At 50.0% G+C, this 11,939-nt stretch carries 9 protein-coding genes; 6 read left to right on the forward strand and 3 right to left on the reverse strand.

Annotated elements, in window-relative coordinates; all coding sequences use genetic code 11:
* From ACQ9LF_RS13765 to ACQ9LF_RS13790, 6 genes are all read left to right on the forward strand, one after another.
* Window positions 1-1,029, forward strand: a 1,029-nt coding sequence (locus tag ACQ9LF_RS13765; protein ID WP_462489996.1) for a DegT/DnrJ/EryC1/StrS family aminotransferase, incomplete at its 5' end; no start/stop codon positions are given.
* Between the two features lie 2 nt (window positions 1,030-1,031).
* Window positions 1,032-1,640, forward strand: a complete 609-nt coding sequence (locus ACQ9LF_RS13770; protein ID WP_462489997.1) for a class I SAM-dependent methyltransferase — start codon at window positions 1,032-1,034, stop codon at window positions 1,638-1,640.
* A 2-nt stretch (window positions 1,641-1,642) separates the two neighbouring features.
* Window positions 1,643-2,482: a glycosyltransferase family 2 protein gene (locus ACQ9LF_RS13775; protein WP_462489998.1), complete on the forward strand. Its 840-nt coding sequence runs from the start codon at window positions 1,643-1,645 to the stop codon at window positions 2,480-2,482.
* A gap of 16 nt (window positions 2,483-2,498) precedes the next feature.
* A complete protein-coding gene (locus ACQ9LF_RS13780; RefSeq protein ID WP_462489999.1) occupies window positions 2,499-3,611 on the forward strand; it encodes a polysaccharide pyruvyl transferase family protein in 1,113 nt (370 codons plus the stop codon).
* Window positions 3,608-4,651: a glycosyltransferase family protein gene (locus ACQ9LF_RS13785; RefSeq protein ID WP_462490000.1), complete on the forward strand. Its 1,044-nt coding sequence runs from the start codon at window positions 3,608-3,610 to the stop codon at window positions 4,649-4,651. Before ACQ9LF_RS13780 ends, ACQ9LF_RS13785 begins: the two co-directional genes overlap by 4 nt.
* 12 nt (window positions 4,652-4,663) lie before the next feature.
* Window positions 4,664-5,647 (forward strand): glycosyltransferase family 4 protein, encoded by a 984-nt coding sequence (locus ACQ9LF_RS13790; RefSeq protein WP_462490001.1) that lies wholly within the window; start codon window positions 4,664-4,666, stop codon window positions 5,645-5,647.
* Window positions 5,648-5,656: 9 nt separating this feature from the next.
* On the opposite strand, the gene ACQ9LF_RS13795 is transcribed toward ACQ9LF_RS13790, so the two are convergent.
* The 3 genes from ACQ9LF_RS13795 to ACQ9LF_RS13805 are packed head-to-tail and all read right to left on the reverse strand — an operon-like array spanning window position 5,657 to window position 11,547.
* The gene (locus tag ACQ9LF_RS13795; protein ID WP_462490002.1) at window positions 5,657-7,993 is read right to left on the reverse strand and encodes a glycoside hydrolase family 95 protein; all 2,337 of its coding nucleotides are present in this window, start codon (window positions 7,991-7,993) and stop codon (window positions 5,657-5,659) included.
* Window positions 7,994-8,025: 32 nt separating this feature from the next.
* Window positions 8,026-9,678 (reverse strand): glycoside hydrolase family 9 protein, encoded by a 1,653-nt coding sequence (locus ACQ9LF_RS13800; RefSeq protein WP_462490003.1) that lies wholly within the window; start codon window positions 9,676-9,678, stop codon window positions 8,026-8,028.
* 6 nt (window positions 9,679-9,684) lie between these two features.
* Window positions 9,685-11,547, reverse strand: coding sequence for a glycoside hydrolase family 3 protein (locus tag ACQ9LF_RS13805; protein WP_462490004.1), 1,863 nt, complete (start codon window positions 11,545-11,547; stop codon window positions 9,685-9,687).
* Window positions 11,548-11,939 lie beyond the last annotated feature (392 nt).

The raw sequence follows: 11,939 nt of genomic DNA on the forward strand, positions 1-11,939 counted from the left end.
ACAAATCACGGGACTTTTCATGGAGAATTGGAGACGAAATTGAGAATTCTGCTGGATGCAGGAGGGATATCGCTGTTTAACAATGGAGCGATTGCCCTGCTTGCTGCATTGCGAGCATTGGATCTGCCGGTCGGCAGTGAGGTGATTACCACGCCGTTTACATTTCCGGCGACACCGCACTGCATTACCTGGAATCGGCTTACACCCGTATTTTGCGATATTCATCCGGTATCTATGACGTTGGATCCGGAATCCATAGAAAAAGCCATTACACCGAATACCTCAGCCATCCTGGGGGTTCATGTGTATGGTATTCCCTGTGACGTGGTGAAAATCCAGCAAATTGCAGATCGTCATAATCTAAAAATAATCTATGATGCCGCTCATGCATTTACAACCGAAGTCTCTGGCAAACCCATCAGTCATTTTGGACATATCAGCATGTTTAGTTTTCATGCTACAAAGTTGTATAATACCATTGAGGGCGGCTGTCTTGCATACTCGGAACCCTGCTATAAGAACAAAATCTATTACCTGAGAAACTTCGGGATCAAAAACGAAGACGAAGTGGTGGATGTCGGGCTCAATGGCAAGATGAACGAAATTCAGGCCGCGATAGGTCTTTTAAATCTGAATTTATTCCAAAAAGAAAAAGAAAAACGTCTCCGGATACGAGCGATTTATGATGCGGAATTAGACCGGATCGAAGGAATCACGATTGTTAAAATGCCCGAGGGGGTTACCGATTCTCTCCAATATTATGTGATTCGAATTAATGAGCGGCTGTTTGGGTGTTCAAGAAACGAACTCTATGATCGTCTCAAACAGTATAATGTTTATTCCCGAAAATATTTTTATCCTTTATGTTCAGAATACGAGCCTTATAAAGATCTTCCGTCTTCCCGGCCTGAATATTTGCCAAACGCCAATCAAGTTAAACAGGAAGTGCTCTGTTTGCCTTTTTACGGCGACCTGGGAGAAAAAACGGCTCGTCACATCGTCAACATTATCAAAGCAATCAGGAATTAACCATGGATTTATTCGGAGCCAAACGAAAAGCGGTCTCTTTTCTCAAAGCATGCAATGCCAGAAAAGTACCCGTAAAGCTTCATATTGGGTGCGGGGCCAATCATAAAGACGGGTGGATCAATATGGACTATGATCGCCATGCCCAAAGAGATATGCGTGTGGATGTTCGCAAGGGGATTCCATTTCCGGATAGTTCTGTGGACTACATCTTCAATGAGCATTTTATTGAACATCTGTCTTATGAAGATGGGCTTGCCTTTATGAAAGAATGCTATCGTGTCCTGAAGCCGATGGGGGTGTTGCGAACGGCGTTTCCAGATTTGGATACGTTGATCAAGGCCTATCAGGATGATACCTGGAGAAATATGGAATGGGTCCGACTGGCCAAGGCGGAATGGTTTCCATCAGGATGTTATATGCTGAATACCTGCATCCGGGAAGGAGGAGGGCATCTTTATATGTACACTGCGCCGGAGATGAAAAGACGGCTGGTGGAAGCCGGTTTTAGTCCGGACGCAATTATCCAGTGTGATGTTCGTTCCAGTCGTCATCCTGAGTTATTGAATGCGGAACGTCGTGCAGATTCCACGGTTATCGAGGCGACAAAATAGTTATGGAATTACTGACAGTCCTATTACTAACCTATAATCATGAACAAACCATTGGCCGTGCGATTGAGTCTATTTTAGCACAGAAGACCCGCTTTCCGTATGTGGTTCATGTGTTGGAAGATTGTTCCACAGATCAGACCCCGGCAATTTGCCGGCAGTATAAAGAAAAATACCCTGATCAAATAGAACTTTTTCTGAACCCCCGGAATCTGGGAGTGATGGAAAATTTTAAACAGGGATTGATGCGGGTACGCACCCCCTATTTTGCATTTTTGGAGGGAGATGATTACTGGTGTGGAGAAGACAAGCTGCAAAAACAGGTGAATTTGCTGGAGCAGCATCCCGATTGCAGCATCTGTGGGCATAATGTATTGTGCAGAGATATGATTCATCAAAAGGAGTGGTATATTGTAGATAAAGCGAAATATGAAATCAAGGAGCGATATACGATTCATGATAAGATACCTATCCATCCGTCATCCCGTGTGTATCGCAATATCATCGATTTTTCCACGCTGCCGAATTTTATGGTTTTGGATTCTCATCTGCTCCTTCTGTATTTAACTCATGGAGACTTGTGTTATTTAGATGAAGTGCTCTCGGTATATCATATTACCGAAACAGGTTTTTGGTCAGGACGAACCAAAAAACAAAAAGCCCTGTCTGCTCTGGAATTAAGATATAAGGCCAATCAGTATTTTCAGTTTAAGTATGATTACCGCTATTATGCAAACTCAAAGATGCTGAAAGTTTTGAAAATGCTGTTGGGGGTGCGGCTGGGATGGTTTTGCTTTTATCATCTTGAAAAGCAGAGGATTGCAATCAAGTATCTGTTCAAGTAAGTCCCGGGAGATGATAATGAAAGCCAAGTCGTTGCTAAATAGCTGGCGTTTTTTGCGACAATATTACTTCGGCAATAAGCCTCATTTGGCGTATGTGTCGGGATGGAATGGTCATCAGAATCTCGGGGACGAAGCGCTGTATGCGGCCATGCAGCAGTATTTTGCTCCATTTTCTCTGGTGGATTACCCCAAGGGCTGCTGGTCCTGGTCTTTCAAGGTTCTTCCTGAAATAAAGAATGCGGTGTTGGCAGGCGGCACGATGATTGCCGGGAAACGAAGCAACGCAATGCATACCAGGCGATGTTTTGAGTTGTGCCGGCATACCGTGGTTTTTGGTACGGGCGTAAATCATCCGGATTTTTGGAGACAGCGCCTGGGGGCCCAGGAATGGGATGAGGCAGTTGCGATATGGAAACAGATTCTTCAGCAGTGCCCATATATTGGCGTGCGCGGACCAGATTCGCTGCGGATACTTCAGGACTGGGGTATCCAGAATGCAGAAGTAATTGGGGATCCGGTACTATATTTTGCTATGGATCGACAGGCAGCATCTCTGGATTCCGCCCCCCGTGGGGGGATTGGACTGAATGTGGCAGAAACAAAAGGGATGATGTATGGAGAAGGAGATCACTATCTTCAGGCTTATATCGATTTAGTCCGAATGCTCAAACAAGCCGGATGGGAAATATATTGGTACGTGTTGTGGCCCAGAGATTACCCGCTTACGAGATATATTGCTGAACAAACTCAAACGACTTTACATATTCATTCATTTTATGTGAATCATACTGATTTTATGCACCATGTGAAACAGCATGTGTGTGTTTTTGTTGGGATGCGGCTGCATGGAACGGCCCTGGCTACATTGGCATATATCCCTTCGATTTCCATTGCTTACCAACCCAAATGTTATGATTACATGAAATCCATTTCGCAGCAAGACGCGGTTGTTTCAACAGACACATTTCAGCCAGGGTATGTTCGCGAGCTTATCGAGTCCATGCACGCCAAGCGGTCGTCTGTAATTCAGACATTATATGATAATATTCATCAGTTAAGACAAAAACAAATCCAGAGATCCAAGAGTATCATAAAAGAAATGATGCTATCCTGTGAGAAGAAATCATGAGACCAGCCAGACGTATTATGGTTATTGCGGACTTTAAGGAGGAATCGCCCAAATCAATCCGTATTTCACAGCGGATGTGGGTCAAAGGGCTTATTCGGGCCGGCTGCGATGTCCAGCGATTCAGTTATCGCAATATTTTGACGCAATTTAATCCGTTTTCTGGAAAACATTTTCGGCGTTTTATGCCCGGATTTGTCAAACGCTATACCGATGAACTGCTGGCGGATCAGATTAAAGCGTACTATCCCGATGTGGTGTTTATTCTGAGCATGAAATATCTGACCCCCAATACCGTTAAGGCCATACGTCAGGCCGCACCACATGCCGTTGTTGCAGGACGCGATGAAGACCCCTTTCCTGAGAAAAATCCCGAGCGTCTGTCGATTGCAGCCCAGTGTGATATGGTTGTCAATACCAGTGCTGGACCGTTTCTGGAGACCTACAAAAAAGCCGGCGTGCCGCGATGTGCCTTTTTGCCCAATATTTGTGATCCGGACATTCAATATCGATATACCACGGACCCGGCATGGCAGGCAGACATTATCTTTACTGGCAAAGCGATACATCAGCGGCTGGGGCTGGCCGGAGATCGCCATCATTTGGTTGAGACCATTTCCAAAATGCCGCATTGTCGGGTGTATGGTTCTTTTGGGGTGCCTCGGGTTGAAGGTCTGGATTATTTTTATGCGCTCAGCGGAGCCAAAATTACTTTAAGTATTAATATTACCAACGATATCCCGCTCTATCATTCAGATCGTTTGATTAACAGCTTGTCTTGTGGCACGTGTGTTTTAGCCAAGCGTGTTCCACAAACAGAATTGCTGCACGAAGATCAAAAACATCTGCGATACTTTGATACCGAAGAGGAATTTTTTGAATTGGCTCAATGGTATCTCGCTCATGAAGACCAGCGTCTGCAATTAGCCCAGGCAGGAATGGAACATGCACATGCCCAATATAATTGTACTCAAATGGCCAAGTATTTTCTGGAATTGATTGATAGGGGGGATTTGGATGTCCCCTGGAAAGTGATTCTCTGAACCGGTCGATCGATGAAATTATTGATTTTATCGCATAATCCGGACCGGGCCAGTTTCCGGCAGCGGATTGGGATTTACCTGCCACAGTTGGAAGCGGCAGGGGTGTTCTGTACTGTGGCACGGTTCCCGAAGGGGTACTGGGCACGGTGGAAGCTGTTTGCCGGGGCACGGCAGTATGATGCGGTCCTGCTGCACAAAAAGACGCTGAATGTCTGGGATGCCCGCATTTTACGCAAGCATGCCCGTCGAATCATCTATGATTTTGATGATGCGATTATGTTCAGTCCGCACAAGCCCGACTGCCGACATTCGAGCCATTTTCGTCTGTTTGAGCGGACGATGCGGCTGGTCGATTGTGTGATTGCGGGCAATGCCTGGCTGGCCGGACAAGCCCGGCCGTTTTGCTCGAATATCCATATTCTGCCAACCGGATTGGATACGTCGAAATTTTGCAGCATAAAAAAAACGCCGACAGATGATAAAATTCGCCTGGTTTGGATTGGGAGTAAGGCGACATTGCGGTATTTAAAGAAATTGTCGCCCGTCCTGGAACAGATTGGCAGGACCTGTCCACAGGTGGTTTTGCGAATCATTTGTGACGATTTTTTTGACCTGTCCGCGATGACAGTTGAGAAGAAGGCCTGGTCGCTGGAAACCGAGGCGGCGGATTTAGCAGCCTGCGATATTGGGCTGTGTCCGCTGCCGGATGATCAGTTTACCCGCGGCAAGTGCGGCTTCAAGATTTTGCAGTATTTCGCGGCAGGGCTTCCGGTCATTGCGTCGCCGGTAGGGATTAATGCTGATTTTCTGATGGGCGGTAAAACAGGGCTTGCTGCTGTAGAGCAAGACGAATGGATCGATGCCATAACGGTTCTTGTGAATGATGCATCCCTTCGGCAGAGCATGGGCCAAAATGGAAGAAACGTTGCCCAACAACATGACGCGGCGGTTATTGGACAACGTTTCTGTGCACTGATACAGGATTGCCTGCGATAGCATCAAAGCCTATTTAAACTGCGCTGCAGTCAGGGTGCGGGCTTGTCCTTTGGGGATTTCCAGCGTGAGGTCCTTGCCGCCATACCGCACCTTCAGTGGTTGTCCTGTCAGGTTTTTAATAGTGGCTTTGGTAAGCTTGCCTTCGTTCCATTGAATATCCACTTCAAAGCCGCCGCGGGCTCGAAGACCTTTGACGGAGCCGTTCGCCCAGGCGTCAGGCAAAGCGGGCAGCAGTTCCACTCGCCCGGCATGGGATTGCAGCAGCATTTCGGTGATGCCAGAGGTAGCGCCAAAGTTGCCGTCAATCTGGAATGGCGGATGATTATCGAACAGGTTGGGCAGCGTTTTTTCCGGCGTCAATTGGTTTTTCAGCATGGTGAAGGCATGGTTGCCGTCGTGGAAGCGGGCCCAGCAATTGATTTTCCAGCCCATCGACCAGCCGGTTCCGCCGTCGCCGCGGAATTCCAGGGATTTGCGGGCAGCCTGCCACAGCTCGGGTGTATCGTAGCGGTTGATTTCCTGCCCCGGATGCAGCCCCCACAGGTGGGAAATATGACGGTGCTCATTTCGGGGATCGTCCACATCTTCCAGCCATTCCTGAAGCTGGCCGTGCTTGCCAATCATGTTGGGCGCGATTCGGGCACGCATAGAAACCAGTTTCTCACGGAAATCAGCATCGACGTCAAGGATTTTGGAGGCATCGATGCAATTGGTAAACAACGCCCGAATGATTTGATGGTCCATCGTCGGCCCCATGACTAAGCCGCCCTGTTCAGGCGAATTCGACGGTCCCGAGATGAGCCACCGATTCGGATTGCGCGGGTCTTCGACAAGATAAGCGGCAAAAAATTCCGCTGCACTTTTGATAATCGGGTAAGCCCGGTTTTTCAGGAATTCCTTGTCTCCGGTGAATTCATATTGCCACCAGAGGTGCTGGCACAGCCAGGCACCGCCAGTAACCCAAATGCCGTGATTGGAATGGTTGATTGCCGCGGTTGCCCGCCACAGATCGGTGTTGTGGTGCAGAACCCAGCCGGGGCAGTTATAGTAGGTTTTGGCCGTCAGGGCACCCGTTTGAGAGCAGTCCTCAATCAGACCAAACAGCGGCTCGGCGCATTCAAACAGGTTGGTCGTCTGAGCAGGCCAGTAATTCATTTCGGTATTGATGTTGACGGTGTACTTGCTTCCCCACGGCGGTGACATCTGCTCATTCCAGAGTCCCTGCAGATTGGCAGGCTGGCCGCCGGGACGGCTGGAGGCAATCAGCAGATACCGTCCGAACTGGAAATACAGAGCGGCCAGAGCGGGGTCTTCGGTTTTGCTGAATTCCCGAATGCGCTGGTCGGTAGGATTTTGTGAAGCCGGTGTGTCGCCCAGCTCGATATCGACGCGATGCATCAAAGCCTGATAATCGGCCAGATGACGCTGCTTGAGCTGGTCATAGGAATGCTGCTGGACTGCTGCACAAATCTTCTCACATCGGGCAGTGGGGTCGGCTGAGATATCCTTGTAATTGACATAGCTGGTTGCCGCCGTCAGCAGCAGAGTGACCGAATCGGCATTGGTAATCTGAATGCCGTTATCGGACACGAAGCACTGGCCGCTCTGGGCCACCGCCAGCAATTGCGCCTCAAATCGCAGTTTGCTTTCCTGGCCGTTCTCGCCGCGATTGGTAACCTGCCCGCGAAGGGCGAGGCTGTAATCATTCAAACGAACAATCTGAGACGAACGGTGCGGGCTGGTCAGTTGGGCCAGAAAGGACAGCGCCCCCGGCTTGTTGCAGGATAATTTGACGACAATCACCCGATCTGGATAACTGGCGAAAATCTCCCGCGTATAGGTCACCTCATTGACTTTATACTGGACGCGGGATATCGCATCCCGCAGGTCGAGACTGCGGCGATAGTCGGTGGGGTTCTGATGTCCGTCGAAGGTCAGCTTCAGGTCACCAAAGGGCTGGTAAAACGCCTGTTTAAGCGGATTACTCATAAAGCGTTCCATCGCCAGTTTTTCAGCTTCGGCCTGTTTGCCGTCAAATAAAAGCTGCCGCAGTTGGGGCAGGACCTCAGCAGCGCCGGGATTCTGATAATCACAGGGCTGGCCGGTCCAGAGGCTGTCTTCGTTAAACTGGATGCGTTCGACGTCGGTCTTGCCGAAGATCATCGCGCCCATGATCCCGTTTCCAATCGGCAGTGCCTCGACCCACTTTTCAGCAGGCTTGGGATACCACAGCATCCATTTTCCATCCGATGCGGCCTGCTGACACCACCCAGTCTGGATGACAGTCAGCAGCAAAAGAATGATAATAACCGTGAATCCTTTTTTGTGTTTGAGAATGTTCGTCATTGCTACTCCTTGTTCTATGTTGATGGAAACCTTTATTGACTGACAAATCCGGCCAGGGCATAAACCAGTGCCGCCTGCCAGTTGATGGCGATTTCGTTGGTTCGGTAATCATCCTGACTATCTTTCCAGTTGACAGCAGAGGTTCCGCCGCCGACCAGATAACCCGGCCAGGGATCTTTAATCCCATCCGCTCCCGAACGCCGGTCGTGGGGATTCATTGGCGGCAGATATCCGATTCCGGTGACAAAAGATCGACCATAGGTATTATGTCCGAATAGATGCGAGATTGCGTCTAACGCGGTGTAGCGATACTCGGGTTTTGGGTCTATTTTGTAAGCAATCTGCAGGGTCAGCGTCTGCCGGGCGACAGTCCCGTTGCTGCCCCAGTAATACGTGCCGCCAAGCGGTCTGCTGTACACATCCCTGCGGGCCTGCTGGACGATGGCGTCTGCAACAGAGAGTAACTCTCGCCTGACATCCTCGGCAATATCCGGATTCTTGCCTTCCCGGCCTGACAGCAGATAGGTAAACATCGCGAGATTTCGGACATTGGACCAATCCCATGCGATTTCAATTTTGTTGTCGATGGTCTTGGCCTGATTTTCAAAATCCTGCAGGACCTGGGTATCGCCGGTGGTCTGCCACAGTTCCGCAGCTGCCCAGAGCCGGTCATCCGAATCCGATGTGCCGTATCCGCCGGTCGAAAAGGCCTTCTGATCCGGTTTTTTGTCGGCGGGATTCGCTTTCAGAAACGCATAGCTGTTCTTCGATGCTTCCAGACACCGCTGAGCATAAGCGGCATCATAAGGCTTAAAATACCGTGCGGCCATGGCGGTCATGGCGACAAAATCAGCCGTGGCGGCAGAGCCCCAGTCGGTAAAATAGGTCCTGGAATCATCGTTTTCCGGCATGATAAATCCGGGGAAATCCAGCGGCGTCAGTTTATGAGAGATTTTGCCGGAACCGTCAGGATACTGCATTTTCAAGAGCCAGTCGATTTCCCATTTAATTTCTTTGAGAAAGTCCGGCCAGCCGGCGGCAGAGTCGGGAATGTCCAATGGGAAGGATTGAAGCCGGGATTGAAAGTGATCCCAGGCTAGAAACAACATCCCCACAGTAATGCCTGCATTGACGGTGTACTTGCCATAGTCTCCGGCGTCATGCCAGCCGCCGGTGCCATCGCGGATGGTGTCGCCAAAACCGATGTATGTCTGGTACGCATCATTTAAGTGGCAGGGGGCATGACTATACCGAATGCCATTATGCTCGCCCTGGACTGCCGTACCGCATCGCCACAGAGTAAAACCCCGCATGACCGTATAAAAGGCGGAGTCATAGACCTTATCGCCTATCGGGAAGTCAATTGAACGCCCGACGCCGGGGATTGTCAGATAATACTGCCCGGGGGTTTTAACTTCCGAAAAATCTGCAATCCAGACGTCCTGATTGACATCTTTTTGAAATGTCGGACCGGTGGTCTTGCCGGCATAAACGACGCGGTTGTCGGAGGACTGATGGACCGTAAAATCAGAGCAGGATTTAATGATCGCTGCCTTCTTGGGCATCGATGGCAAAAAGCCCAGCGAATTCAGCCGAATATCAGTGCTGCCCCAGCAGAGCGAACCCAATAAAAGGCTTGCCATGCCCAGCAGCCGCTGCCTGTGTGTATTCTCGCGTCGCATCATGTTCTGTTAATAAGTCAGGCCGAAACCATACGGAAACAGCGGGTCATAATTCTTGTCGCCGATATTGATTGGAATCTGATCCATGGAACGCGGCCAGGTATATGACAGCTTGCCGGTAGGCTTATAATCGCCGAACAACACATCGGCAACACCCTGACCTTCTGTACCGGGCAGCCATGCTGCCACAAAAGCGTCTGCCTGCTCCAGTACGCTGTTAATAATCATCGGACGGCCTGACAGCAGGACGACCACCACCGGAATACCAGCCTTTTTCATCTCAGTCACTGTCTGAACATCTGCGTTGTCCAGGGCCAGGTCGCTGCGGTCGCCTTCCATTTCAGCATACGGGGTCTCACCAATCACCACGATGCCCACAGTGGCCCCCTCAGCCCCTGTACCATCTTTGGAGAATGTCACCTGTGTAGCGGCGGAGACGGTTTTCTTGATGGCAGCAAGAATTGTGGTGCCGCCGGTGGTGATGGCGCCGCTTTTACCCTGCCAGTCGATAGTCCATCCGCCGCACTGGTTACCGATATCATCGGCATTCTTGCCGGCAACATGGATCCGACTGATGGTTTTGGACAGGGGCAGCGTTTTGCCCTGATTCTTCAACAGAACCAGCGATTCCCGGACGGCCTGTCGGGCAACCTGACGATGCCTGAGGGAGCCGAAATCCTGATGGAGCGTGCGGTCGGCCAGAACCGAAGCATGCTTGTCCAGAAGGCCCATTGCGGCCTTGACACGCAAAATACGCGTGACCGCATCGTCAATACGTGACATCGGGATTTTGCCTTCCTGCACGAGTTCCTTGAGGCATTTGATGTATTCCCGGTAGCTGTTAGGGACCATGGCCATATCCATGCCGGCGTTGATGGAAAGCATGATGGCGGTTTTGTAGTCCGGGGTAATCTGGTCGATCGCGTTATAGTCGGAAATCAGGAAACCATCAAACCCCAGCTCCTTTTTGAGGACGTCGGTCAACAGGTATTGATTGCCGGAGCATTTGGAACCGTTCCAGCTGTTATACGAAGGCATAATCGACCCGACCCCGGCGGCAATCGAGGCAGGATACGGATACAGGTGAATCCGTCGCAGGGTGGCCTCGTCCACACGGGTATCGCCCTGATCCAGCAGGCTTCTGCTGTTGGGTTTCTGGGCTGAGCCATAGGTCGTTCCGCCGTCACCGACATAGTGTTTGGCACAGGCCAGCACCGTAACCGGATTGGACAAATCGGATCCCTGAAAGCCTTCCACGGCAGCCCGACCGAGCTGGCTGACCAGAACAGGATCTTCCGAAAAGCCTTCATAGGTGCGGCCCCAGCGTTCATCCTGTGGTACCGTAATACAGGGGGCAAAAGTCCAGTTGATGCCTGTGGCCCGAATTTCCAGAGCGGTAATGCGGGCGACTTCCCTGACCAGGTCCGGATTGCGGGTGCAGCCCAGACCGATATTGTGAGGGAATACCACCGCACCGATGACATTGTTGTGACCATGAACACCGTCGATGCCATACAGCAGGGGGATTTTCAGACGGGTTTTCAGAGCGTGCTTTTGGCACTCATCATAGACATTGGTCCATGCCTCCAGGCTGTTGCCTTCTTTGGGATCGGAATTACCGCCGCTGAGAATCGAGCCGATAAAATAGGTTTCAATATCCGACATGTCTTTGAGGCCTGACAATTCCGCCTGTGTCATCTGTCCGATTTTCTCATCGAGAGTCATTTGGGCGACCCATGGACGGACCTGAGTATCGAATGAAGACAGCGGTTTTGCGGCACTGGATGAGGTTCGGTGACAGGATGCTGCGGAAAGAACGATGAGTAAAAGACAGGATAAAATCAAAAAGCGGTCGATATGAAAGCGGGCCATTGTGTACTCCTTATCAAAATCCATTCCATGTTTTCGGCGAATCAGTACATGCAAGAGAAGATTCGGATTGATTCCTATCCTGAGCCATAGCATACTGACGGATTCTCTTATTTGTCAAGAGATAATCTCTTGAAAAGGGTGCAATGGTAAATATCGAACACGTATCTTATTTCACAATTAAATCAGAACAAAGCGTAATAGCAGCAAAAGCAGAGGAAAACGCATCTCATACCTGTCGTTTGCGTTCCAGGCTGCTGTTGGAGGGATTGTGAAAAAAGGGATAACATGGTACATCGTCCCCCCTTAGAGCGAATTTTTCTTTGGTCATATAATCGGGACCAATCCAGTCTAACATCAGGGGCGGGAGTTTAGCAAGTTCAATCCTCATTTTG

The organism is Anaeroglomus insulsum (genome assembly GCF_050689095.1).
Classification (GTDB): domain Bacteria; phylum Planctomycetota; class Phycisphaerae; order Sedimentisphaerales; family Anaerohalosphaeraceae; genus Anaeroglomus; species Anaeroglomus insulsum.